This window comes from Acinetobacter sp. 25-47-130 (assembly GCF_056779705.1).
Genome location: NZ_JBWYII010000009.1, coordinates 1 through 25802, shown reverse-complemented (window position 1 = coordinate 25802; position 25802 = coordinate 1). Strand labels below are relative to the sequence as shown.

The following is a 25802-nucleotide window of genomic DNA, read 5'->3' as shown; positions in this document are numbered from 1 at the left end:
TTTGCTAAGGTGGCTGTAATGAATCAACTGAATGTTGACCCACAAGAAATTGCTAAATTTGAAGCACTTGCTGCAGTATGGTGGGATCAACACTCTGAGTTTCGCCCTCTCCATCAAATCAATCCATTACGATTGAATTGGATTGATGAACATGCAGGTGGTCTTAGTGGCAAAAAAGTCCTAGATGTGGGCTGTGGCGGCGGTATTTTGGCCGAAAGTATGGCACGCCGTGGTGCCGATGTCCTCGGTATCGATATGGGCGCAGCACCATTAAATGTCGCACGTCTGCATGCAGAACAAGAAAATGTCACCAATATCGAATATCGTCAAATTCCAGTTGAGCAATTGGCTGAAGAACAAGCTGGTCAATACGATGTCGTAACTTGTATGGAAATGTTGGAACATGTACCAGATCCAGCGTCAATCATTCAAGCATGCCAAAAACTGGTGAAACCAAACGGTCATGTATTCTTCTCCACAATTAACCGTAATCCAAAATCATATTTATTTGCGATTATCGGTGCAGAGTATGTGTTACGTCTTTTGAAAAAAGGAACTCATGACTATCATAAATTTATTAAACCTTCTGAATTAGCGCATGATATTCGTAACGCAGGTTTAAAACTTAAAGATATGACAGGCTTACATTACAACCCATTAACTAAACATTATTGGTTAGCCCCAAATGTCGATGTGAACTATATGGTTTACACCCATAATGAGGTGAATGAATGAAGGCCGTACTTTTCGACCTAGATGGGACTTTAATTGACACTGCTGCGGATTTTATTCGTATTATTCAAGCAATGTGTCGTGAAGAAGGTCGAGAGATCGTAGATGCAGCCCTGATCCGAACTCAGGTCTCCGAGGGGGCTCGGGCGATGGTGAAATTGGTTTATCCTGAATTACAGGTTGATGATCCTATTTTCCTTGCACATCGTCAGCGCTTTCTAGATATCTATGGTGCTGATATTGCTGTGGATACAGACCTTTTTGCAGGAATGTATCCTTTAATTGAGGACTTGGAACAACGGGATATTCCATGGGGAATTGTGACAAACAAGCCTCGTTGGCTGAGTGAGGCACTACTTCAAGCCTTAAACTTAACTGAACGTTGTGCCGTTCTCGTATGCCCAGAAGATGTTAAGCACACTAAACCTGACCCAGAACCAATGTATCTCGCTGCTCAACAAATTAATGTTCCAGCTGAACAATGCATTTATGTTGGTGATCATCCACGTGATATTGATGCAGGTCGAAGCGCAAATATGTACACGATTTTGGCTGCTTACGGATATTTACCATTAGAACACAAAGATGACTTAGATTCTTGGCAGGCAGATTGTATAGTGAATGATGTACAAGAATTACATCAACACTTAATCGAATTGATCGAATCTCACCAAAAAACAGCTTAATTAGAACAATGAAGGAGGTCGCACATGAAATATTCAGAATATCAACCTCGCCCAGATTTATTGAAAGATAAAGTAATTTTAATTACGGGTGCAGGTGACGGCATTGGACGCGCAGCAGCGTTGAGCTATGCTTTACATGGTGCGACCGTCGTTCTTCATGGTAGAACGCTGAACAAGTTAGAAGTGATCTATGACGAAATTGAAAGTTTAGGTGCTCCTCAACCTGCAATTTTGCCACTGCAACTTTCTACTGCAACAGCATATGATTACGAACGTCTTGTGGAAACGCTTGACCAACAATTTGGTCGTTTAGATGGGATTTTGCACAATGCTGGGATTTTAGGTGAGCGCGTTGAATTGGCCCACTACCCTGCTGAAGTGTGGGATGATGTAATGGCTGTAAATTTAAGAGCACCTTTTGTTCTTACCCAACATTTACTTCCATTATTAGAAAAATCTCAAAATGCCTCTGTTGTTTTTGCAAGCTCAGGTGTCGGTCGTGAAGCACGTGCGAAATGGGGCGCATACTCAGTTTCAAAAATTGCCATTGAAGCGGTCAGTCAAATTTTTGCAAAAGAAAATGTCTATCCAAACATTCGCTACAACTGTATTAATCCTGGTGCAACACGAACAGCTATGCGTGCTAAAGCATATCCTGATGAAGATCCGAAAGTATTGGCAACGCCTGAACAAATCATGCCAGCTTATTTATATTTAATGGGCGAAGACAGTATAGGGATGAATGGTCAGAGTATTGATGCTCAGGATTAGTTTTTTCAAAATTACATGATGAGGATCGTCAGATCCTCTTTTTTTAATTATAGTTCCAATAAAACCTATTAAAAATTCAACTTCCGGCCTTAAAGGCTTAACCAGATGAATTACAACAATTCTTGAATACACCCATAAACTAAGAAATTGTCTAATGGTAGTATCACTTATCTAGCTTTAAATATCTGAAACTTATATCACTCAATAAAAAACCCGACAATAATGTCGGGTTTTTATTTCATTCTGATCAGTCAAATAAACGATCGAAGAATGATTTCTTTTTAGGTGAAGATTTACTGTCCGCACCATCTAAAGATTCTTGTAACTCTTTTAAAAGTTCACGTTGACGTGCAGTTAAGTTGACTGGTGTTTCAATCACGATACGGCAAAGTAAATCACCTTGCATACTTGTGCGTACTGGTTTTACACCCTTGCCACGTAGACGGAACATTTTACCTGTTTGTGTTCCCTCCGGTACTTTCAAGTTCACACGACCATCAAGGGTTGGAATCTCAATTTCTTTACCCAATGCAGCATCAGCGATACTAATCGGCACATCCATATACAAGTCCGCGCCATCACGTTGGAAGATTTCATGTTCACGAACATTAACTTCTACGTATAGATCACCTGATTGACCATCACGAATCGCTTCACCTTTTCCAGTTAAACGAACGCGATCGCCATTATCCACGCCTGCAGGAATGGTAACTTCAAGTGTCTGTTGACGATCTTTAACACCTGAACCATGACAAGTGCCACAAGGATTTTTAATAATCTTACCTTGTCCGCGACAAGTGCTACACGTTTGCTGAACTGAGAAGAAACCTTGTTGCATACGGACCTGGCCAGCCCCGTGACAAGTTTTACAGGTTTCAACATCATTCGGGTTTTTAGAACCTTTACCATCACACACTTCACATGGTGCTGGCGCAGTAAAAGTGATTGTTTTCTTTACGCCACGTACAGCTTCTTCTAAGCTGAGCTCAAGCACATAACGTAAGTCTGAACCACGTCTTTGACGCTGTTGGCGACCGCCGCCACCAAACGCGCCACCGAAAATGTCACCAAACTGACTAAAAATGTCTTCAGCGCTAAAACCGCCACCGAAACCACCGCCGCCGCCACCGAAGCCGCCTTCAAACGCATTATGTCCCATGCGGTCATACATGCTGCGTTTTTCACTATCAGATAAAACTTCATACGCTTCAGCAGCTTCTTTGAATTTTTCTTCTGCTTCAGCATTATCAGGGTTACGGTCTGGATGATATTTCATCGCCAACTTACGGTAGGCTTTTTTAATTTCATCATCACTAGCTGTTTTAGAAACCCCTAAAACCTCATAATAATCACGTTTAGCCATGTCTGGCGATGCTCCACAAAAAAATTTGATATGACTTCTCTGCGGAATATGTTGGGGTCATATTCCGAGATTACAAGTAAATTAAATCATTATTTTAAAAAGCGGCTTTTTTCTGGAGATATTTAACTAAGCCTTTAAGCCATGCATTTAGGAGAAATAGCCATGCAATTGTGGTAAAAATGACACCAATCACCGTACACCCTTTCACCCATAACACACTATCCCAATAGATAAAGCAGGCAGGAATAAACCAAAGAGCAGCAAATGCGGCCATCATCATAAATAGCACAACATTTCGTGCAATCCATAATGCTTGAGCATGGATCCAGACTTCAGCGTCTTGCGCTTGAGCCACTTTTTGCGCTAAAAAATAGGCGATTGCAGCACTGATACCAGTGAACAATGCAAGAAACATGAATACATAAGACATCGTAATTAATCGACGATGTCTTGTTAAATTGTCTCGCCCCATGGATGCTTTTTTATACCTCAACCGAGTGCACATTCAGTTTTTTTATGTACTCAGCCCACTGTGTTATTTTGTGTTAAAAACTAGGGACTACTATATTGAATTTTTCAATGCTTCGCACCTAGTATTCACATAAAACTACGCGGTTTTTGACTCTTTTTTTACTTTAAACCATGCCGCATAGAGTGCTGGCAAGAAGAACAGCGTTAATAATGTTGCGATAATGAGTCCACCCATAATTGCTACCGCCATTGGACCAAAGAAGATACTGCGTGAAAGCGGAATCATCGCCAACACAGCAGCCAATGCAGTCAAAATAATTGGACGGGCACGGCGTACTGTCGCTTCTAAAATCGCTTCCCATTGAGAATGACCCGCTTTGATATCTTGCTCGATCTGATCAATCAAGATAAGCGAATTACGCATAATCATTCCAGATAAAGCAATGGTACCTAGCATCGCCACAAACCCGAAAGGCTTATTGAATATTAACAGGAACAATACCACGCCAATTAAACCCAAAGGCGCGGTCAAGAAAACAATAAACGAACGTGAAATACTCTTGAGCTGAATCATGAGCAAGGTAAAGACCACAGCCAAAAATAACGGCATGCCAGCATTTACTGAAGTTTGCCCACGTGCAGATTCCTCCACAGTGCCTCCCACTTCTACCAGATAACCACTTGGAAGTTCGGCACGAATTTTCTCAATAGATTCAGTTAATTCACCAACCACAGTAGCTGGTTGGAGTTTAGTCCGAATATCTGCGCGTACAGTAATCGTCGGCAAACGGTTACGATGCCAAATCAAACCATCTTCAAACTTATATTGGATATTCGCAATCTGTGCCAATGGAACTGTTGTACCTTGACTCGTCGGTACAGCGAGACTTTGTAACGATGCCACATCAACACGTTCCGCTTGATCGCCACGTAAACGAATATCAATCAACTCCCGTTTTTCACGATACTGATTAATTGCAGCACCCGTAATTGAACTATTTAAGAAATTCGCCAAATCTAAGCTAGATACGCCTAACTGACGCGCTCGATCTTGATCAATTTCAAGTGAAATAATTTTACTCGGCTCACCCCAATCTAAATGAACATTGGTGGTATTTGGATTTTCACTGATTGCTTGTGACACTAATTGTGCTCGTTGGCGAACAGTATTTAAATCTTCACCAGAAACACGGTATTGAATTGGATAACCGACTGGTGGCCCATTTTCCAATAGCGATACACGTGTCCGTACTTCAGGCAATAACTTACTAATTTCTTCACTCAGATTCTTTCTAATCTCATCTCGCTCATCTAATGAGGAAGCCAAAACCACAAATTGTGCAAAACTCGCCTGAGGCAATTGTTGATCAAGTGGTAAATAGAAACGTGGAGAACCTGTACCAACATAAGCGACGTAATTATCGATCCCTTTTTGAGTCGACAAGAATTTTTCTACTTTTTTAACCGCATTTTCTGTCGCTGTTAGAGAAGCACCTTCCTCTAGTTTTAGATCCACTAATATTTCAGCACGGTTTGATGGTGGGAAAAATTGTTGTGGAACAAATTTAAACATCAAAATTGACAAGACAAATATCGCAACCGTCGCAGCAATGACGGTTTTACGATAAGTAATACATAACTCAACCCAAGATCTAAATTTTTGATACATCTTAGTTTGATATGGATCGTGATGCTCACCATGGTGTTGAACGACGGGTTGTGGCTCTGGTTGTTGACGTAATCTTGCCCATAAGCGTTGATACCACGGAGCTTTCTGATTCATTTGATTAAAATCAGGCAGTAATTTGTCACCTAAATAGGGAACAAACAGTACCGCTGCAAACCATGACACCACTAAAGCAATGGTTACAACTTGGAAGATTGAGCGAGTATATTCACCTGTGCTCGACGCAGCAGTGGCAATCGGCAAGAATCCAGCTGCAGTGATCAGCGTCCCCGTTAACATTGGAAATGCGGTCGACTTCCAAGCAAAACCTGCGGCTTTTAATCTGCTATATCCTTGTTCCATTTTAATGGCCATCATTTCAACTGCAATGATGGCGTCATCAACCAAAAGTCCAAGTGCTAAAATTAACGCGCCTAAAGAAATCTTGTGCAGTCCAACATCAAAGAAATTCATGCCTGCGAACGTCATTGCCAAGACCAAGGGAATAGAGAAAGCGACCACTAATCCTGTACGGAAACCTAAAGAGAAGAAGCTGACCAATAAGACAATAATCACGGCCTCTGCGAGCACTTTGATAAATTCGTGAATACTGCGTTGCACCGCTACAGGCTGATCTGAAACTTTTTTAAGTTCCATCCCTAAAGGTAAAGTTTGTTGTAGATCATTAAAGGTCTTTTCTAGATTTTTCCCTAGCGCAATGATGTCACCACCCTTACGCATAGACACCGCAATACCAATACCATTTTTGCCCATAAAGCGCATACGTGGTTGAGCTGGCTCACTAAAGCCACGGTAAACTTCAGCCACATCGCCCAATTGAATGGTCTTATCACCAACCAGTAATGGCATGTTCTTGAGATCTTCGACTGATTTCAATTGTCCGCTGACACGCACTTGAATACGATCTGAGCTTGTTTCAAAGAAACCTGCGCTCGCCATGGTATTTTGTTTTTGTAGTGCTTCTTGAATTGCAGAAACTGGAATACCCAATTGAGCGGTTTTCGTATTTGAAATTTCTATCCAAATTTTTTGATCTTGCAAGCCAACTAAATCAACCTTACCAACATCTTGTACACGTTGTAGTTGCAGCTGTAAGCGATCGGCATATTCCTTCATCACGGCATAATCAAAATCATCACCCGTTAAGACATAAATATTCCCAAAGGTGTCACCAAATTCATCGTTAAAGAATGGACCTTGAACACCGCTAGGAAGTTGGTGTTTGATATCTCCAATTTTTTTTCTAACCTGATACCAAACATTCGGTAATTCATGAGAACGCAGCGAGTCTTTGGCAACAAAGGTCACCATTGATTCACCAGGACGAGAATAGGCTGCAATACGATCATAGAGCCCCGTACTCATTAATTCTTTTTCAATGCGATCAGTTACTTGTAATGAAACTTCTTCCGCTGTCGCACCTGGCCAATAGGTTTGAACGACCATTACTTTGAAACTAAATGGAGGGTCTTCACTTTGTGATAGTTTTGAGTAGGAATAAACACCCAATATTCCCATCAAAATCATGAAATAAAGGATCAGTCCCTTATTTTTTAACGCCCATTCTGACAAGTTAAAGTTCATATTTTCGCTCCAACTTGTCCTGCTTTCACATTCACTGCACGGTTTTGACGGTCAATCGGATTAATTTTTTGTTTATCTCGCAGTAAGTGTACACCGCCAACCACGACCCAATCAGAAGCTTTTAAACCTTGAGTCACAGGTACCGTATCACGACCATAAGCACCTATTTGAACATTCACCTTACGGATACTGTGATCTGGATTCACAACCCAAACATAAGGCTGATCTTCTGTTGCAGATACACTGGTCAAAGGAACATTAATCACATTTGAACTGGTATTTGAAAAAAATACTCGCGCACTTTGTCCAAGTTGAATTGCTGAACGCCCTTCAGTCAAAGCAACTTTGACACTAAATGTTCTAGATTGGTCGGCAGCAGGTGAAATTTCACGCACATATGCGGCGAAACGCTCCTCTGGTTTTGACCATAGCGTAACCCAAGCTTTTTGACCTGTTTTAATTTCTGATACTGCTTGTTCTGGCACACCAATCACCACTTCACGATCACCATCTATCGCCAGTTGATATGCTGCCTGCCCTGCTGCGATCACTTGACCAACTTCAATACTACGCTCAGTGATGACGCCATTTTTATTGGCAATGAGTTGGTTATATCCCGTCTGATTACTACTCACTGCATAATTTGATTGTGCTTGTTTTAAATTGGACATTGCCGATTTATATTGATTTTCTACGGCATCATATTGCGAACGACTCACCGCATTAATAGGTAATAACTGCTTAAAGCGTTTGTATTCTTCTTCGGCAATTTTGGCTGCAGATTGCGCGCTTTCTAACTGAGCTTTTGAAGCATTTAACTGCAGTTGAGCATCTTTCACATCTAATTTTGCTAAGACTTGCCCGACTTTGACTCGATCCCCAACATCAACATAGCGTTCAGTAATTTGTCCTCCAACACGGAAAGCCAATGCCGTTTGCTGTCTCGCCTGAACTTCTCCTGCATAACTTTTCAGTTCATCTTGGGAAGTATTCGGCTGGGCAACCATCACAAATGGAATTTGTTCCTCTGTGGGTTTATCCTTACTACACGCGGTGAGTATCACGCTACAAATGAGCATTAGACTGTATGTGGCAAATTTTTGAGGACTCATGTGCACTGCTCTTATGTCAATTTTTAGGCAAATCAAATTAGGGATATTAATTTGATTATTTTTTAATTAATATACCGCATGGTACAGTAATTAAAAATCATTTTTCAAGGTATGACCTAAACTGTTTTTTTTGGATTTTTTTGTGCAAATGAATATTGGACGTCCTAAGGATTTAGTTAAAAAGAAACAAATATTAGAGGCAGCTAAACGTTTGTTTCTAAAACAGGGCTTTCATGGTTCAAGCATGAATCAAATTGCCAAAGAAGCTGGCGTGACTAAACTGACGGTGTATAACCATTTTCAAGATAAAGAATCGTTATTTACCTACGCAATTGCAGAAACGTGCGAAGAATCAATCAATGCTCGGCGAATCCAATTACACCCTGAATCCAATTTTTTAGAAGACTTCTATCAGGTATGTAGTTTAGCGCTGCAAATTGTCAATCTTCCTGAAGCCATTAAGCTTGAGCATTTATTATTAGAATTGGCAGCAGAGCAAAATCCTTTGGCTGAACCTTTTTATAATGCATCTCATAAGCGGTTATTTGTGGTTTGGACTGATTTTTTTGCTCAAGCGATTGAGCACGGATTTATCCAGAAAGATGATGCTGAAAAGCAAACACATTTGCTCCTTTCTTTACTCTTAGGGCATCGACATCATGAAGTATTGTTAGGTGTTCGTCAGGTTCCCAGTGAAGCAGAATGTGATGAAATTATTCATCAAGCCATCGAATTATTTATGCTGAAATACAAAAAATAGCTCTCTCCATTCTTAAATGGCGTATTTTTCACCTAATTTTCTTTAAATTATTTTGCAATCGCTTGGCATGTCATGAATAAGCGGTATAGTCAAAAGAACAAGAAAAGGAGAAAAAAATGATTCAACAAATTGATGCTCCATTACGTGAAGACGTACGCTTACTCGGTAATCTTTTAGGAGAGACTTTAAAAGAACAAGCTGGACAAGATTTGTTTAATCAAGTTGAACAAATTCGTGCACTCGCGAAAGGTGCACGTGATGGTGATAGTGAAGCTGAAAAACAATTAGAAAGTTTATTTTTAAGTTTAAAAGATGATGAGATTCTTCCACTGACACGCGCTTTTTCACATTTTCTGAACTTTGCCAATATTGCAGAACAATATCATGTGGTACGTAGCCGTCGCCAAAATGAGTTTGATAAAAACGGCGCTGCAGCGAATGTCCTTATTCCCCTTTTTGAAAAATTTCAACAACAGCTGATTTCAGCGGAAACCCTTTATCAACAAATTTGTGAGCTAAATATTGAGCTTGTACTCACCGCACATCCTACGGAAGTTAGTCGTCGCACCTTGATCCAAAAATATGATGGGATCAACGAGTGTTTATCTAAGTTTGATCAGCAAAAGCTGACCCCCAAACAGCGCGCTCAAGTTCTTTCTGAATTAAAACAATTGGTTTGTTCAGCATGGCAAACCGATGAAATTCGCCAACATCGTCCAACCCCAATTGATGAAGCAAAATGGGGTTTTACTACCATTGAGCAAACTTTATGGAACGCTATTCCTAAGTTTGTCCGTGAATTGAATCAATTGGTTCAAGAGCATTGTTCTCAAGCTTTACCTTTAGATATTGCACCTGTGCGGTTTGCATCTTGGATGGGTGGTGACCGAGATGGAAACCCAAATGTCACACACAAAGTGACTCAAGAAGTTTTATGGTTATCTCGATGGAAAGCCGCGGATCTCTACCTCCGAGATATTGAAGATTTACGTTGGGAGCTTTCTGTTCAGGCGTGCAGTGATGAACTAAAGACTGCCTTAGGTCAGCCTCATCCAGAGCCTTATCGTGAATATTTAAGAACAACACGTGAACGCTTAAAAATTACAAGAGAATGGCTCACTGCAAAATTACAAGGTCAACATTCTGATGTGGATCGTAGCCAGATTATTCATCACAAAGATGAGTTGTTGCAGCCATTATTGTTATGTTATCGCTCATTAGTCGATTCAAACCTTTCCGGTATTGCTCAAGGAAAGTTACTAGATTTTATTTATCGCGTGAATTGTTTCGGTATTGAGTTATTAAAACTAGATATTCGCCAAGAGTCAGGTCGTCATCGTCAAGCAATTTCAGCGATTACTGAGTATCTTGGACTTGGCAATTTTGAGACATGGACTGAACAAGCCCGTCAAAACTTCTTATTACAAGAACTGCAAAGCAAACGCCCTTTACTTCCTAAGCATCTTAATGAATCTGCTCAAAGTCTTATTGAGCATCCTGATGTTCAAGAAGTATTCGCTACCATGCGAACTTTGGCAGAACAACCTGCTGAAAGTCTAGGTGCTTATATTATTTCAATGGCGGAATATCCAAGTGACGTTTTGGCGGTTCTATTACTCCAAAAAGAAGCAGGTATTAAGCAACCTCTGCGTGTAGTTCCATTATTTGAAACGTTAAAAGATTTAGATGGCGCAGCTTCGACCATGAATACTTTATTCAGTATGCATTGGTACAAACAACATATTCAAAACAAGCACGAGGTCATGATTGGTTACTCTGACTCAGCAAAAGATGCAGGTTTCATGTCTGCGAATTGGGCTCAGTACCGTGCACAAGAAGAGTTAACAGCTATTGCCAAACAACATGGTATACAACTCACTTTGTTCCATGGTCGTGGTGGCTCAATTAGTCGTGGTGGTGCTCCAACCCAACAAGCACTATTTTCACAACCACCTGGCTCAATCTCAGGTGCAATCCGTGTGACCGAACAAGGCGAAATGATCCGATTCAAATTTGGATTAGAAGAAATCGCACTGCAAAATTTAGAGATTTATACCGCAGCTACCCTAGAAGCGACTTTACTCCCACCACCAGAACCCAAGGCAGCATGGCGCGAGTTGATGCACAAGATGACGGAACTCTCTGTGAATGTTTACCGTCAAACAGTCCGCGAAAACCCTCATTTTGTCCAATACTTAAGAACCGTGACGCCAGAGCTTGAATTACAGATGCTACCTTTGGGTTCAAGACCAGCGAAACGAAAAATCAGCGGTGGTATTGAATCCTTACGTGCAATTCCATGGGTATTTGCATGGACTCAAATTCGATTAATGCTTCCAGCATGGTTAGGTACTGGTGCAGCCATCAATCAAGTCATTTCAGAAGGTCACAAAGCTGAGCTAGATGAAATGTTAGAACAATGGCCTTATTTCCAAACTTTAATTGATATGTTGGAGATGGTGCTATCTAAATCAGATAGCAATGTCGCATTGTATTATGAATCTCATCTCACCCAAGATGAAAATCTTAAAGTATTGGGTGCGGAACTACGCCAACGCTTACATGACGCAGTACAAACTTTATTGGCAATGAAAGGTGAATCTAAATTACTCAGTTCTAATGAAGTTCTTGATCAAGCCATGAAGATCCGTAAACCCTATCTCCTTCCATTACACCTGTTACAAGCAGAACTCATGAAAAGACGTCGCGAATATTTAGCTGAACGAACTGTCGAACAAACTGAGGTTGACCATGCATTAATGGTAAGTATTGCAGGTATTGCTGCTGGATTACGTAATACGGGTTGATTTCACGACTGTCTATGCTCAAGTACCTTTATGGGCTTGAGCAATTTAGAGACTTTATTCTAATTTTCAGTAATGACAACAAAGCTCCTATAAATTTTTTACTCAATATGTATATAGATTTTTTTGATATAGCTGAATTGCAATAGGCTGATTTTACTTTATTTTTAAAACATATTTTTTTTACCAATGGGTAAAAATTTGATAAAAGTCAGACCATTAGTTTTAATAATTTTGCAAGAAACAGATGATTTCTCATAAAACAGGCGTATGATGTGCACAATTTAATTATTGAGTGCTCACTTTATGACCAGTTGGTTTCCTAAATGGCGTCCCTTCACGGATGATATTGATACGCGTCCTGTTGGCACGACCGAATATTTACCTCCTGCGCAAAGTGTAGTTCTTGGCATTCAACATGCTTTTGCCATGTTTGGTGCGACAGTTTTAGCACCATTATTAATGGGTTTTGATCCTAATCTTGCCATATTAATGTCAGGTATTTGTACCCTGTTATTTTTCCTCATCACTGGCGGTCGAGTGCCCAGTTATTTAGGCTCAAGCTTTGCTTTTATTGGTGTAGTCATCGCGGCAACGGGCTATACCGGTGCTGGAGCAAATGCGAATATTGCATTAGCTGCTGGGGGAATTATTGCCTGTGGTGTACTTTATGCCTTAATTGGTTTTCTGGTGATGGCAACAGGTACTCGATGGATTGAAAAGCTCATGCCTCCTGTCGTAACAGGTTCTGTGGTCATGATCATCGGTCTGCATCTTGCACCGGTAACAGTAAAAAGTGTCGCGGGTAATCCATTTAATATGTGGATGGCATTGATTACTGTCATGTGTATGGCTTCAATTGCAGTATTCACCAAAGGGATGCTACAACGCCTACTTTTACTTGTGGGTTTGGTGCTGTCTTATATCGTATACTTTGTTATTACGAATATCATGGGTTACGGTACTCCAATTAACTTCACGCCGATTACACAAGCTGCATGGTTTGGTCTGCCTAACTTTCATGCTCCTGAGTTCAGTACGAACGCGATGCTCATCATTGCTCCTGTAGCTTTAATTTTAGTGGCTGAAAACTTAGGTCACATCAAAGCAGTCTCTGCCATGACTGGTGAAAATCTAGACCCACATATTGGTAAAGCATTTGTAGCCGATGGTGTTGCAACATCATTAGCCGGTGGTGTAGGTGCTCCAGGCATGACCACTTATGGGGAAAATATTGGCGTGATGGCTGTGACACGTGTCTATTCCACGATTATTTTTGCCATCGCAGGTGTATTCGCAATTTTCCTTGGCTTATCACCAAAATTTGGTGCAATTATTCAAACCATTCCAACTGCGATTCTTGCAGGTGCATCAATTGTGGTGTTTGGTTTAATTACCATCGCTGGTGCTAAAATTTGGATCGAACATCGTGTCGATTTCTCTAAAAATAAAAACCTCATGATTGCTGCGATCACGCTGATCTTAGGTACTGGTGACTTTGCGCTTCAATTTGGTAGCTTCAATTTAGGTGGTATTGGAACGGCTACCTTTGCTGCATTATTCCTGAATTGGTTCTTTAGCTTAGGTGGAAAGTCTAACTAAAAATCTATCGCATATAAAAAAAGAGAGCTTAATGCTCTCTTTTTTAATTTTTTATTCTAATTAAGTATTTTAAGATTTTTTTTCAATGGGTTTAGGTCGACCAAAATAATAGCCTTGAAACGTATTACAACCATTTTCTTTTAGAACTTGGAACTGCTCTTCAGTTTCTACACCCTCTGCCACCACATTCAGATCAAGAATTTGTGCTAAATCAATAATCGTTTTCACAATAGCAATATCACGTGGATTACCGACAATATTTTCTACAAATGAACGATCAATTTTGAGTTGATCCAGTGGAAGCATTTTGAGGTAATTCAATGAAGAATATCCTGTTCCAAAATCATCCATAGAGAATCTTAATCCACGCTCGATGAGCTTTTTCATTTTCTCAATTGAGTTATGCATATCGGTATAGAACATGCTTTCAGTGAGTTCTAAACGTAATAATGTTGGATCAATTCCTGCTTCATCAATAATCCGAAGCACATTTTTATCAAAGTCAGTCTTACGGAATTGTTCGACACTAATATTGACTGAAATCGTCCAGTTTGAAGATTCTGGGTATTGGCTCCAATCTTTTAACTGTTGGCATGCTAATACTAATACACGATTACCAACATCATGTATGAGATCAGTTTTCTCCACTTCTTCAATAAATCGACCTGGTAAAATTAAACCGTGTTCAGGATGACTCCAACGTAGCAAAGCCTCATACCCGATCACTTCCTCTTCGCGATTTACTAAAATCTGATAATAAAGTTGGAACTCATCTCGTAATAAAGCTAATCTTAAATCATTTAATAAAGCAGCTTTAGCAATAACACTTTGTTCCATTTCAGGATCAAAAACACATATGCAGTTTTTACCATTTTCTTTAGCTTGATACAGCGCCATGTCGGCGTACTTAAGCAACTCATTTTTTGGCAATTTTGAATTACGGAAAATAAAAATTCCGATACTAGAGCTAGTATGAATTTTATTATCCTTTAATACGAAAGGCTCATTTAATGCAGCACGAACTTTATCAGCGATTTGCATCACTGCTTGATTAGCAATCGTTTCATCTGGATCTAAATCTGAAAGAATAATTAAAAACTCGTCTCCACCAAGACGGACAATTGCATTCTGCTGTGCCACACACTCCATAAGACGCACCGAGACCATTTTGAGTAGGTCATCTCCACGATCGTGTCCTAACGTGTCATTAATATTTTTGAAGTTATCCAAATCCAACATCATGAGTGCACTATGTGTACCATTTTGTTTACATGATTCAATCACCGCCAACATGCGTTCTTGCATAAAACGGCGGTTAGGCAATCCCGTTAATTCATCATGTAATGCCATATAACGTGCATGGTCTTCGGAATTTTTTAGCTGTGTGATATCAGTTCGAATGGAGATATAGTTTTGTAAAACGCCATTATTATCTTTAAGCGGCACAATCGTGGTTTCAACCCAATATAAAGAACCATTTTTAGCTCGGTTACAAATTTCGCCTTTCCAAATTTCTCCACTCGAAATGGCTTTCCACATATATTTAAAAAAACTTCTCGGGTGATAGCCTGAATTAATAATTTTATGTGTTGATCCGACCAGTTCTTCATAAGAATACTGTGAGATATTACAAAACTTCTCATTGACATGAGTAATGACGCCACGTGCATCTGTTATGGCTACAATTGAATGTGCATCAATGGCTACTTTATAGTTTTCAAGATCCTTGACTATTTTTTCTAATTGTAACTGGGTATCCATAGCGCCTTCGACCGTCAGTCTAAAAAGTGATGTATCCAAATGTTAACTTAATATTATTTTTTGTAACACTAAGCTTTGTTGAACCAGTTCACAAATCGGCTATATATTTTGTAAATTTCAATGAATAAAAGAGGAAACTAAGTTCCTCATTCTTATTAGAATTCCGACTATTATGGTCGTATTTCTTTTAACTCTCTTTGAATAAAGTGTTGAATCATCTCTCGATATATTTTTTCCATCAGTAATGGATCCACACCATTCTTTGTAGCCAATTCACGTATTTTTTCAATCACTATTTCAACACGTTCAGGTGACTGTACATCTTGGATAGTTCTTTTAAATCGCACTGCCTGATCTACGTAATATTGGCGTAAACCAATTAATTCTGTTATGGCTTGATCAATTGAATCTATTTGTGCTCGAGCTTGCTGAAGGGTTTCGCATTTTTCTTTATTGATTTTCAATTGATTCGGTATCCCTGTGTTCAGATTCATTTTCACTTTTGTACTTTTGTTCTAACACATTACTGAAAATACTTTCAATCATCCATACACGATATAAGCTATTAAACACATAACTCTTTCCATCGATACGAAGCTCAAGCACTGGTAAATCAGGTTGTGATTTCATCTCACAGAGTAATTGATTTTCTTCTAACTTTTGACTGATCGACTCTTCAGTGAGCGTCGTGATATTCAAGCTCTGTTTTAAGGCTTGAATATGAGGTCGATACGATAGATCTTTACCTTTACTCCAAACAGCCTGCAAGATTTCATACATTGCATCAAGACGTTGATCCTCAGGCACACTGTAAAACAATCGTGCTATTTCATATGTCGCCTGCTGAGTCGGTCGGCAAAACGGCGTAAATTTTACTTCTGTTCGTTTAGATAAACGCGTTGCCAAACTCCAATCAAATAAATCTCGTCCCTGATATTGCAATGGATAAACGGTAAGTTGGATATCGTAATAATCGGCAAGTTCCTCTTTAATATAAGCTAATAATAACCAAGAGATCGGATCTTCTAATGCAATATAGAGGTCTAACTCAGGATTCATCGCCTGAATCTCAGATAATTCTTCAGCATCATTCATTAGGTGTTCCCGCCACTCAATATGATTGATGAGAAAAATAGGATTACCGGTCAAGAGTCTTTGTTGTTTTAAACGGCGGGTCAATCTTAATAAATCATCTACCGCATGATACCGACGATTACCGAGCTCAAAAAAACTTGCTAAAACTGGCGTGTGATCAAAAGTTCGCTCAGCGATTTGTTGTTCTTTTCGATGTCGACTAGCCATGACATACAAAGTACGTAATTTTCCATACTGCTGTTGCCACAACATATGGAAGACATCTTCCAATAAATAGAGAAAATTTTCACCTGTTAATGGGGTATTTCGTAAAATCGTTTCTGCCTGTTGAATCGCTTCAGCACTTGGTATTTCAGGCTTTTCATTATCGAATCCGAAACGATGCTGGTACGCTAAAATTTGGGCATCACGTAGACTGTAATCTTGCCACTCTTCAGGACTCATATCATTTGGAGCTTCAGCAGCAGTATCTGAGATAACAATTTTTAAAGGCTTAATTTCATCTTTTAAAATGTCATTTAATTGTGCCAATTGCTGGACTGCAAGATAACTATACACATCATCTAAACGAAGATAGATCGTTAAACCCTGCTCAGTTGACAAGACCTCTTGACGATTTGGTTTCTGATAAAACCAACTCGATCGTAGCGGATCAAACCAACGGCGTAACAATGACATGAGATGTGCCTCAGATGATTTTACTGGTAAATTATGTGCTCAAAGTATCGAATTCATCGCTTTTTTTAAAACTAAAAAAGTTTGAACGCGAGCAAAACTTATATCAAGACAAAGAGAATTGATCAATATTTATGACCTTTCTATCAAATATTGTCATTAATGTAATTGACGCTTTCAGATGAAATTCAAACTTTTAGTGATTAAAAAAGCATCCCAAAGGATGCTTTTTAATCATGATTGATCTAGTTTATAAGCAGATTAGATATCACGTACCGCACCTTTTGCAGCACTTGTTGCATGCATTGCATACGCTTTCAGTGCTTTAGATACTTTACGTGGACGCTCTTTCGCAGGCTTCCAACCTTTAGCTTCTTGTACTTCACGGCGCGCAGCCAATACATCATCAGCAACTGCTAAGTGAATCGTACGGTTTGGAATATCAATTTCGATACGGTCGCCATCTTCAACTAAAGCAATTGCACCGCCTTCAGCCGCTTCTGGAGACACGTGACCAATTGAAAGACCTGATGAACCACCCGAGAAACGGCCATCAGTCACAAGCGCACAGTCTTTACCTAAGCCTTTTGATTTTAAGTAGCTTGTTGGATACAGCATTTCTTGCATACCCGGACCACCTTGTGGACCTTCGTAACGAATCAGAACCACGTCACCTGCTACGATTTTGCCGCCTAAGATTGCTTCTACTGCATCATCTTGGCTTTCAAATACGCGTGCTGTACCGTTGAATTTCAGAATCGAGTCATCTACACCAGCCGTTTTTACGATACAACCATCAAGTGCGATGTTACCGTAAAGGACTGCTAAACCGCCGTCTTTAGAGAAAGCATGTTCTGCATTACGAATCACGCCATTTTCACGGTCGCCATCAAGACGTGTGTAGTAACGGTCTTGTGAGAATGCTGTTTGTGTTGGTACACCGCCCGGTGCTGATTTATAGAAGTTATATACCTCTTCATTTTCAGTACGAATAATGTCCCACTTATCTAAAGCGTCTTTTAATGTTTTTTCGTGTACGGTTGGTACAGAAGTATCTAACAAACCTGCACGGTCTAGTTCGCCAAGGATCGACATGATACCGCCTGCACGGTGGACATCTTCCATGTGAACATTTTTAACCGCAGGTGCAACTTTACACAGTACAGGCACTTTACGTGATAAACGATCGATATCGTCCATTGTAAAATCAACTTCTGCTTCATGCGCAGCCGCTAATAAGTGAAGTACTGTATTGGTAGAACCACCCATCGCGATATCTAAAGTCATGGCATTTTCATAAGCAGCTTTAGGGGCAATGTTGCGTGGTAATACGCTGTAATCATTTTGTTCGTAATGGCGTTTTGTGATTTCAACAATCAACTGACCCGCACGCTCAAATAGTTTTTTACGGTTGGCATGCGTTGCAAGTGTTGAACCATTACCCGGTAATGATAAACCTAATGCTTCTGTCAAACAGTTCATTGAGTTTGCAGTAAACATCCCTGAACATGAACCACAAGTTGGACATGCAGAACGTTCGTATGCTTTTACTTCTTCATCTGTATAGTTGTCATCTGCAGCAACAATCATGGCATCCACAAGGTCAATCGCTTGTTCACCACCACGAATTTGGACTTTACCAGCTTCCATTGGACCGCCTGAAACAAACACAACAGGAATGTTCAAGCGCATTGCCGCCATCAACATTCCCGGTGTGATTTTGTCGCAGTTCGAGATACAAACCATTGCATCTGCACAGTGTGCATTGACCATGTATTCGACTGAGTCAGCAATCAAATCACGCGATGGTAATGAATACAACATTCCGTCGTGACCCATTGCAATACCGTCGTCTACTGCGATTGTATTAAATTCTTTAGCTACACCACCCGCTTGTTCAATCTGACGTGCAACAAGCTGACCTAAGTCTTTAAGATGCACATGACCCGGTACGAATTGTGTGAATGAGTTGACTACTGCAATAATTGGTTTGCCAAAATCTTCGTCTTTCATTCCAGTTGCACGCCATAAGCCACGTGCACCCGCCATATTTCTTCCGTGTGTTGATGTTTTCGAACGATAGTCAGGCATTTTTATTTCCAACTTAAGCTGAGCTCGATGAATATGTATTCAATCTGGCTAAATGATACTGAAATATAAGGCTAAATCAGTTGAACCTTACTTCTATTATGACAGCTTTCTGATTAACAGTTAACCATTGCTTGCAATTGTTCGTATAGGTCTGATTTGCCCTCAACGATCTAAATCGATGTAAGAGATGTGATCTACTATAAACCCTTATCTGAAATCGTAATACAAAACTTTCATGAATCTTTTTTTAAAAATACATAAATTTTATTAATCACACCTTAAGCACAAAATGCACATGAAAACGTTTCAAATTACGACCTTATTTGGGCGAAAATCGCTTTTGGCATATAATGTTCTTTATATTGTTTTGGAAGTGTCTGAGTGAAAATCATCTTTGCGGGAACCCCTGAATTTGCAGCGAGTGCATTAGCAGCTTTGCTAAAGACTTCTCATGAAATTGTTGCTGTGTATACGCAGCCAGACCGTAAAGCAGGACGTGGACAAAAATTGACAGCATCAGCGGTAAAGCAATTGGCGCTTGAGCACAATATTCCTGTTTACCAACCTTTACATTTTAAATCGTCGACTGAGGAAGGTTTGGCTGCTCAAGCTGAACTCAAGTCTTTCAATGCTGATGTGATGGTGGTCGCAGCCTACGGTTTAATCTTGCCTCAAGTCGTTTTAGATACACCTAAATACGGCTGCTTGAATATTCATGGTTCCTTATTGCCTCGCTGGCGAGGTGCAGCCCCTATTCAACGTGCTATCGCGACAGGTGATACTGAAACAGGTATTACGATCATGAAAATGGCAGCTGGGTTAGACACTGGTGACATGATGTATAAAACCATCTGTCCTATTACGGCTGAAGATACATCCGCAACCTTGCATGACAAACTCGCTCAACAAGGGGCTGAAGCCACTCTCGCTGTTTTAGAAAGTGAAGATACTTTAAAGCATTATTTAAATACACGTGAAGCTCAAGATGAATCACTTACAGTGTATGCACATAAACTTTCTAAGGCTGAAGCTCAAATTAACTGGGCAAATGATGCTGTGACGATTAATCGTAATATCCGTGCTTTCAATCCTTGGCCCGTAGCTTTCACTCCTATTGATGAAACCAACAATTTACGCATTTGGAATTCGAAACTTTCTACACTCACTCCATCAACTCAACAAATCGGTGAAATCATCGCTGTCGATCAGGATGGTGTTCACGTTGTGTGTGGTGATCATCAAGTGATTTGCCTCACTCAACTTCAGTGGCCAGGCGGTAAAGCGCTCAATGCTGCACAAATTCTACAAAGTCAAAAATTGCAGCCAGGACAGATCTTCGCATGAGCCAACAATCTTCTCATTTAAATTTACGCGGGCATGTGATTAAAACATTACTGGCCGTTCAGAATGGACAATCCCTCACCTCTGTTCTTTCCCAACATCTTTCATTGGTTGGTGAACGTGATCGGGCCTTATTTCATGAATTGACTTTAGGCACTTTACGCCAATGGCATGCGCTTAAAGCAATTACTCTCCCTCTTCTGACTAAACCGCTCAACAATGAAACCGTTGAAAGCTGCCTATATTTAGGCTTATATCAACTACTTTGCACGCGTATTCCAGCACATGCGGCTATCTCAGAAACGGTAACAGCCACCAAACAACTTGGTTTTGAGGCTTTAAGTGGCGTCGTGAATGCGATTCTACGTCGTGTTTCACGTGAAACTGAAGAATTCGGCGAAGCATTAGACCAAACCCATGGTTTACCTAGTTGGCTATTTAAGCGTTTGAAAAAAGATTGGCCAGAGTATCTTGAAATGCTTTCAGCTGAGCTTAAACTGGCTGCGCCTTTGACACTACGTGTAAATGAACGACAGGTAAGCCGTGAGGAATATTTAGATATTCTTGATGAAGAAGGGATTGATGCTCATCCATGTGAATGGTCCGATGTCGGCATTATCTTAGATCAATCCGTGCATATTCCTCATCTCCCTGGCTTTGAAGAAGGTGGTTTTTCTGTTCAGGATGAACATGCTCAACTTTGCGCGACCTTATTGCCAAATCTTGATGATAAAATCGTAATTGATGCATGTGCGGCTCCAGGTGGAAAAACAGCACATATTTTGGAGTGTTATCGCCCTAAAAAGCTGTATGCGATCGATCACGACACAAAGCGTTTAAGCCGCGTAAGTGAAAACTTAGAGCGTCTTGCACTTAATCAGTATGCTCCAGTAGAAATACTCACTGCTGATGCTACGGTATGGTCTGCACCTGAACAAGCTGACTGTATTATTCTCGATGCACCGTGTTCTGCTATTGGAGTTGTACGACGTCATCCAGATATTCGTTTACTTCGCCAATCTACCGATATCCAACAAACGGTTGCTCTTCAAAAACAGATTCTGAATCACATGTGGCTACAACTCAAAGTTGGCGGATCAATGCTTTATATTACCTGCTCGATTTTGAAAGCTGAAAATGAACACCAAATGATTGATTTCTTCAACACGCATGCAGATGCTCAAGAAATCAAATTAAATGTAAATTGGGGAATTGAACAAATCCACGGCCGTCAGTTATTGCCACAACAAGGTCATGGTGATGGATTCTATTATTGTTTAATTCAAAAGATTTAATGCTATTTTTTAAGATAGTTTATTTCTAATTTACCGACATATAAAAAAGCCATGACTCGTGTCATGGCTTTTTTAATATTGATCTGAAGTAGTTTAATCTTCAAGCTCATCTGGGTTTTTTGCCAAATGAATCATGGCTAAAATAAGACCACCCCATAACAGCACTGTTGAGATAATAAGCATCATTAAAGCAGAAGTATTCATCTTATTTCTCCTCAGGTCCATTGTCTTTTAGACGACTAAAAACAACCGCACAGAATACAAAGATTGCAACTACACCGCCACCAATTGGCAATAGAATCTCAATTGGATAACCGCCATAACCTTCAGTAAATATTGACTTCAAGGTCATCAATAGCGCAGCTAACAATGAGATTGGCGTAACTACAGTCAACATGAAGTTCCAACCAGCACCTAGCTTAATACTAGCATATTGATTTACATGCTCTTGAAGTTGCTTTAACAACGGTCGACGGAACCATGACACCAATACGATTGATAATAAGCCACCCGCGACAATACCAATATTATTGGCAAAGTAATCGATAATATCGACAAACGTAATCGCGCTGTGAGTTGAGAACAATAAAGTTGAAACAATTGCTGAACCACCTGCAATAATTGTCACAGCCTTCTTACGAGACCATCCTAACTTGTCTTGGAAACCTGCGATTGGAACTTGAAGAATACTGACCATGGATGTAATCCCTGCAACTGTTAAAGATGCAAAGAACAAGAAGCCAAATAAGTCTCCGCCAGCCCCCATGCTTGAAATGATTTTAGGGAAAGCGATAAAAGCTAAACCAATACCACCAGATACAACATCGTCAACTGAAGCACCCGCACTGTAGGCCATGAAACCTAATGCTGCAAATACCCCAATACCAGCTAAAATTTCAAAAGATGAATTTGCAAGAGCAACGACTAGTCCAGAACCAGTTAAATTCGTTTTTTTCTTCAAATATGAAGCGTAGGTCAACATAATCCCGAAACCAACGGATAACGAGAAAAAGATATGGCCAAATGCAGCTAACCACACTTTATAGTTGCCCATCGCTTCCCAGTTTGGTGTAAAGAATGCATTTAAACCTTGGACAGCACCTGGTAAACGAACAGCTTGAATCACGAGAATCGTGAATAAAACCACCAACAAGGGCATAAAGATCTTATTCGACAATTCCACGCCTTTCTTCACCCCACCATACAGGATGAACATAACGATCGCCCAAACGACAACCAAACCTATAAATAAGGTCGGAACAAATCCAAATGCTAAGCCTTCGCCATTCTGAAGATAGGTGGTGAAAAAGAATTTTTCTGTATCACTTCCCCACTGTTGACCAAATGAGTAGAACATATAACTACCCGCCCATGACAATACACTGGCATAGTAAATACCAATAATTAATGTCACAGCGACTTGCCACCAACCCAATGATTCACCATTCATCAACTTCTTGTAAGCTGTAGGTGGGGCCTTACGGTATTTATGTCCAACTGCATAATCTAAAAATAAAAGTGGAAGACCGGCAGCAAAAATTGCAACCAGATAAGGGATTAAAAATGCCCCGCCACCATTTTCATATGCGACATAGGGAAAACGCCAAATATTGCCTAAACCTACTGCAGAACCAATAGCTGCAATAATAAAACCTGATCTGGCGCTCCAATTTTCACGTGAAGCTGTCATATAGTACCTAATCCGTAAATGGGTACACGCTTACTGCTATTGTTGATGTTATCTCGCAAGTAATTGCATACCATTAAAATTTTGTTGTTTGAATCAGAAACGGCCTTTTGAGCATTTTTTTCGAATTACAAACCACCCCTTATTTAATATTCTTGGTTAAAGAAAGATGAAATAAAGGATGTTTAATGAATCAACAATAGCGCTTTTAATCAGATTTTTCTGTAATTAATTCAGGAAAAAACTGTGTTTCATCATTTTTTTATTCTTATTGATTAATTTTTAACTCAATATGTTTATTTTTAAATCACAGCGTTAATCTAAACTAAATAATTTAAAAGGAGCGTTATGCTCCTTTTAACATAAATAATAATTTATCCTTGTTTAATCACAAGCAATCGCTCTTCTTGCATATCTCGAATTGCTGATTGAATCCCTTCTCGACCTAGACCTGAATCTTTAACACCACCATAAGGCATGTTATCCACACGGAATGATGGAATATCATTAATGATGACACCACCTACATGTAAATGATTCCACGCATACATCATTTTATTCAGACTTTGTGTATAAACGCCAGCTTGTAGACCAAATCGACTTCGATTAATTGTAGCAATGCCTTTTTCAAAATCTTTATACTTCTCTAGAATAGCTACTGGCCCAAAAGCTTCATCTTTATAAATTTCTAAAGACGTATCAACATTTTCTAGCAATATTGGATCAAATAAAGCCCCTTTTACCTGACCTTCGACTAAAACTTTTGCGCCTTTCTTTACCGCTTTATCGACCCATTTTTTAAGCCTTTTAGCTTCTCCCTCCTTGATCATAGGGCCACATAAGGTCAAGTCTGAATTTGGATCGCTCGCTTTGATTTTTTTAATTTTGGAAATTAATTTCTTCTTTAAATCAGTATAAATATTTTCATGGACTAAAATTCTTTGGACACTAATACAAACTTGACCTGCATGGTTATAAGCTCCCCCAATAAGACGATCAATTAACACATCAGATATTTCAGTATCAGGTTCAATTAAAACAGCAGCATTTCCACCAAGCTCTAAGGTGACTTTTTTTCGACCAGCACGTGCTTTCATATCCCAACCGACTTCATCCGATCCAGTAAAACTGAGTAATTTGAATCGGTCATCGGTTACCAAAATATCCGCCTGTTCGCGAGGACAAGGTAAAACTGAAAATGCACCTTGAGGTAAATCAGTTTCAGCCAACACTTCTGCAATTTTTAGAGCAGAAACTGGTGTAAGTGACGCAGGTTTCAGTACGAAAGGACACCCTGCTGCAATTGCAGGTGCAATTTTATGAGCAGTTAAATTAAGTGGAAAATTAAAAGGACTAATTAATGATATAGCACCAATCGGAACATGTTTAATCATACCTGTATAACCCTGTGCAGCAGCTGTTACAGCCAATGGCATTAAACGCCCATCGTCGATTTGTGTAACAGCATCAGCAGCGATTTGAAAGGTATTTATAAGACGCTCAACTTCAGCCTGAGCTGCTTTTAATGGCTTTCCACCCTCTGCAATCAAAATTGCAGTTAATTCCTCTCTCATTTCGCCAAAGCGTTTGACACAATGTAATAAAATCTTTTGCTTTTGAAATGGTTCTAATTTTGCCATTGCCTGTTCTGCATCAATTGCAGATTGGATTGCTTTTTCTAAAGTATTTGCATCTGCTAAGGCTACTCGGGCAAATGTTTTTTGGCTAAATTTATCTTTTACCTCAAGCCATTGACCTGTTTGGGATGCTTTAGAGGCAACATAAAGAGAATAATCACACTCAATTTTTTTTTCTGAATTGGTCATCGCGTATCCTTAAATATATTCGGATTTAAAACTTTTAAATTCACTATATCATGACCTCTCAAGCAACTTCTGTTCATGAGTAATTAAGTAATATATTTTTCACTCTTACTTTTTATTATATACATGCCTCTATTGCATCTCGCATGCATTTTAGTCACTCATTACTTAAAGCATTAAAATACAACCACGACCTATTGTTTAGGCGATCATTTTTCTATGTACACAGGGATACCGATAGAAACTAATCATGCTTTATGAATTTGAGCATCAGATGGATAAAAGCGGTTGTTATAAATGTTCAAGACATAAAATTTATCGTTTATATGATTATTTTTTCAATTTTAAGATTAAAAATGTATTTAACGGATATTTTCCCGTACCCATGCCTTTCCCTTAATTTTATTTGTTTATTTTTTTCTTTTCACATAAAAAAACACCCCCTTGTATTGAAGGGGGTGT

19 protein-coding genes are annotated in these 25802 nt (G+C 39.6%); 8 read left to right on the top strand and 11 right to left on the bottom strand.

Annotation, left to right across the window (positions count from 1 at the left end; translation table 11 throughout):
* Positions 1-18: 18 nt before the first annotated feature.
* The 3 genes from ubiG to AC1M83_RS10790 are packed head-to-tail and all read left to right on the top strand — an operon-like array spanning position 19 to position 2189.
* Positions 19-735: a bifunctional 2-polyprenyl-6-hydroxyphenol methylase/3-demethylubiquinol 3-O-methyltransferase UbiG gene (gene ubiG / locus AC1M83_RS10800; RefSeq protein ID WP_481590649.1), complete on the top strand. Its 717-nt coding sequence runs from the start codon at positions 19-21 to the stop codon at positions 733-735.
* A complete protein-coding gene (locus AC1M83_RS10795; RefSeq protein ID WP_035268813.1) occupies positions 732-1418 on the top strand; it encodes an HAD family hydrolase in 687 nt (228 codons plus the stop codon). The genes ubiG and AC1M83_RS10795 overlap by 4 nt, the downstream gene beginning before the upstream one ends.
* A gap of 24 nt (positions 1419-1442) precedes the next feature.
* Positions 1443-2189, top strand: a complete 747-nt coding sequence (locus AC1M83_RS10790) for a YciK family oxidoreductase (RefSeq protein WP_035268812.1) — start codon at positions 1443-1445, stop codon at positions 2187-2189.
* 247 nt (positions 2190-2436) lie between these two features.
* Here AC1M83_RS10790 and dnaJ read toward each other — a convergent pair whose 3' ends face one another.
* The 4 genes from dnaJ to AC1M83_RS10770 form a co-directional block, all read right to left on the bottom strand.
* A complete protein-coding gene (dnaJ, locus tag AC1M83_RS10785) occupies positions 2437-3552 on the bottom strand; it encodes a molecular chaperone DnaJ (protein WP_035268804.1) in 1116 nt (371 codons plus the stop codon).
* Positions 3553-3646: 94 nt separating this feature from the next.
* On the bottom strand, positions 3647-4024 hold the full coding sequence (locus AC1M83_RS10780; RefSeq protein WP_035268802.1) for a hypothetical protein: 378 nt from the start codon (positions 4022-4024) through the stop codon (positions 3647-3649).
* Between the two features lie 135 nt (positions 4025-4159).
* Positions 4160-7294, bottom strand: a complete 3135-nt coding sequence (locus tag AC1M83_RS10775) for an efflux RND transporter permease subunit (RefSeq protein ID WP_481590648.1) — start codon at positions 7292-7294, stop codon at positions 4160-4162.
* A complete protein-coding gene (locus AC1M83_RS10770) occupies positions 7291-8406 on the bottom strand; it encodes an efflux RND transporter periplasmic adaptor subunit (protein WP_481590647.1) in 1116 nt (371 codons plus the stop codon). Before AC1M83_RS10770 ends, AC1M83_RS10775 begins: the two co-directional genes overlap by 4 nt.
* Positions 8407-8548: 142 nt before the next feature.
* Here AC1M83_RS10770 and AC1M83_RS10765 point away from each other — a divergent pair, with 142 nt between their 5' ends.
* The 3 genes from AC1M83_RS10765 to AC1M83_RS10755 all read left to right on the top strand — a co-directional run bounded on the left by AC1M83_RS10765 (position 8549) and on the right by AC1M83_RS10755 (position 13572).
* Positions 8549-9166: a TetR/AcrR family transcriptional regulator gene (locus AC1M83_RS10765; protein ID WP_035268797.1), complete on the top strand. Its 618-nt coding sequence runs from the start codon at positions 8549-8551 to the stop codon at positions 9164-9166.
* 116 nt (positions 9167-9282) lie between these two features.
* Positions 9283-11973 (top strand): phosphoenolpyruvate carboxylase, encoded by a 2691-nt coding sequence (gene ppc / locus AC1M83_RS10760; protein ID WP_481589405.1) that lies wholly within the window; start codon positions 9283-9285, stop codon positions 11971-11973.
* A 303-nt stretch (positions 11974-12276) separates the two neighbouring features.
* Positions 12277-13572 (top strand): solute carrier family 23 protein, encoded by a 1296-nt coding sequence (locus tag AC1M83_RS10755; RefSeq protein ID WP_481590646.1) that lies wholly within the window; start codon positions 12277-12279, stop codon positions 13570-13572.
* 69 nt (positions 13573-13641) lie between these two features.
* Here the strand turns inward: AC1M83_RS10755 and AC1M83_RS10750 are convergent, their stop codons facing one another.
* The 4 genes from AC1M83_RS10750 to ilvD all read right to left on the bottom strand — a co-directional run bounded on the left by AC1M83_RS10750 (position 13642) and on the right by ilvD (position 19194).
* On the bottom strand, positions 13642-15333 hold the full coding sequence (locus AC1M83_RS10750) for a putative bifunctional diguanylate cyclase/phosphodiesterase (RefSeq protein WP_481589406.1): 1692 nt from the start codon (positions 15331-15333) through the stop codon (positions 13642-13644).
* Positions 15334-15503: 170 nt separating this feature from the next.
* Positions 15504-15791: a chorismate mutase gene (locus tag AC1M83_RS10745; protein ID WP_035270424.1), complete on the bottom strand. Its 288-nt coding sequence runs from the start codon at positions 15789-15791 to the stop codon at positions 15504-15506.
* Positions 15784-17106, bottom strand: a complete 1323-nt coding sequence (locus tag AC1M83_RS10740; protein ID WP_180028931.1) for a hypothetical protein — start codon at positions 17104-17106, stop codon at positions 15784-15786. The genes AC1M83_RS10745 and AC1M83_RS10740 overlap by 8 nt, the downstream gene beginning before the upstream one ends.
* A 258-nt stretch (positions 17107-17364) precedes the next feature.
* Positions 17365-19194, bottom strand: a complete 1830-nt coding sequence (gene ilvD, locus AC1M83_RS10735) for a dihydroxy-acid dehydratase (RefSeq protein ID WP_081403313.1) — start codon at positions 19192-19194, stop codon at positions 17365-17367.
* Between the two features lie 381 nt (positions 19195-19575).
* Between ilvD and fmt the strand changes: the two genes are divergently transcribed.
* Positions 19576-20538 (top strand): methionyl-tRNA formyltransferase, encoded by a 963-nt coding sequence (gene fmt / locus AC1M83_RS10730; protein ID WP_481590645.1) that lies wholly within the window; start codon positions 19576-19578, stop codon positions 20536-20538.
* Positions 20535-21830, top strand: coding sequence for a 16S rRNA (cytosine(967)-C(5))-methyltransferase RsmB (rsmB, locus tag AC1M83_RS10725; protein ID WP_481590644.1), 1296 nt, complete (start codon positions 20535-20537; stop codon positions 21828-21830). The genes fmt and rsmB overlap by 4 nt, the downstream gene beginning before the upstream one ends.
* A gap of 93 nt (positions 21831-21923) precedes the next feature.
* Here the strand turns inward: rsmB and AC1M83_RS10720 are convergent, their stop codons facing one another.
* The 3 genes from AC1M83_RS10720 to AC1M83_RS10710 form a co-directional block, all read right to left on the bottom strand.
* A complete protein-coding gene (locus tag AC1M83_RS10720) occupies positions 21924-22034 on the bottom strand; it encodes a methionine/alanine import family NSS transporter small subunit (protein WP_081403317.1) in 111 nt (36 codons plus the stop codon).
* Position 22035: 1 nt separating this feature from the next.
* Complete coding sequence (locus AC1M83_RS10715; protein ID WP_481590643.1) at positions 22036-23520, bottom strand: sodium-dependent transporter; 1485 nt, start codon at positions 23518-23520, stop codon at positions 22036-22038.
* Positions 23521-23891: 371 nt separating this feature from the next.
* Positions 23892-25343 (bottom strand): aldehyde dehydrogenase family protein, encoded by a 1452-nt coding sequence (locus AC1M83_RS10710; protein WP_481590642.1) that lies wholly within the window; start codon positions 25341-25343, stop codon positions 23892-23894.
* Between the last annotated feature and the right edge of the window lie 459 nt (positions 25344-25802).

Coding starts and splice junctions, on each gene's coding strand:
- AC1M83_RS10740 (WP_180028931.1), bottom strand. CDS start 17,106: ATGTCATTGTTACGCCGTTGGTTTGATCCGCTACGATCGAGTTGGTTT.
- rsmB (WP_481590644.1), top strand. CDS start 20,535: ATGAGCCAACAATCTTCTCATTTAAATTTACGCGGGCATGTGATTAAA.
- ppc (WP_481589405.1), top strand. CDS start 9,283: ATGATTCAACAAATTGATGCTCCATTACGTGAAGACGTACGCTTACTC.
- AC1M83_RS10775 (WP_481590648.1), bottom strand. CDS start 7,294: ATGAACTTTAACTTGTCAGAATGGGCGTTAAAAAATAAGGGACTGATC.
- AC1M83_RS10770 (WP_481590647.1), bottom strand. CDS start 8,406: ATGAGTCCTCAAAAATTTGCCACATACAGTCTAATGCTCATTTGTAGC.
- AC1M83_RS10780 (WP_035268802.1), bottom strand. CDS start 4,024: ATGGGGCGAGACAATTTAACAAGACATCGTCGATTAATTACGATGTCT.
- AC1M83_RS10795 (WP_035268813.1), top strand. CDS start 732: ATGAAGGCCGTACTTTTCGACCTAGATGGGACTTTAATTGACACTGCT.
- AC1M83_RS10790 (WP_035268812.1), top strand. CDS start 1,443: ATGAAATATTCAGAATATCAACCTCGCCCAGATTTATTGAAAGATAAA.
- dnaJ (WP_035268804.1), bottom strand. CDS start 3,552: ATGGCTAAACGTGATTATTATGAGGTTTTAGGGGTTTCTAAAACAGCT.
- ubiG (WP_481590649.1), top strand. CDS start 19: ATGAATCAACTGAATGTTGACCCACAAGAAATTGCTAAATTTGAAGCA.
- AC1M83_RS10715 (WP_481590643.1), bottom strand. CDS start 23,520: ATGACAGCTTCACGTGAAAATTGGAGCGCCAGATCAGGTTTTATTATT.
- AC1M83_RS10710 (WP_481590642.1), bottom strand. CDS start 25,343: ATGACCAATTCAGAAAAAAAAATTGAGTGTGATTATTCTCTTTATGTT.
- AC1M83_RS10750 (WP_481589406.1), bottom strand. CDS start 15,333: ATGGATACCCAGTTACAATTAGAAAAAATAGTCAAGGATCTTGAAAAC.
- AC1M83_RS10720 (WP_081403317.1), bottom strand. CDS start 22,034: ATGAATACTTCTGCTTTAATGATGCTTATTATCTCAACAGTGCTGTTA.
- AC1M83_RS10755 (WP_481590646.1), top strand. CDS start 12,277: ATGACCAGTTGGTTTCCTAAATGGCGTCCCTTCACGGATGATATTGAT.
- ilvD (WP_081403313.1), bottom strand. CDS start 19,194: ATGCCTGACTATCGTTCGAAAACATCAACACACGGAAGAAATATGGCG.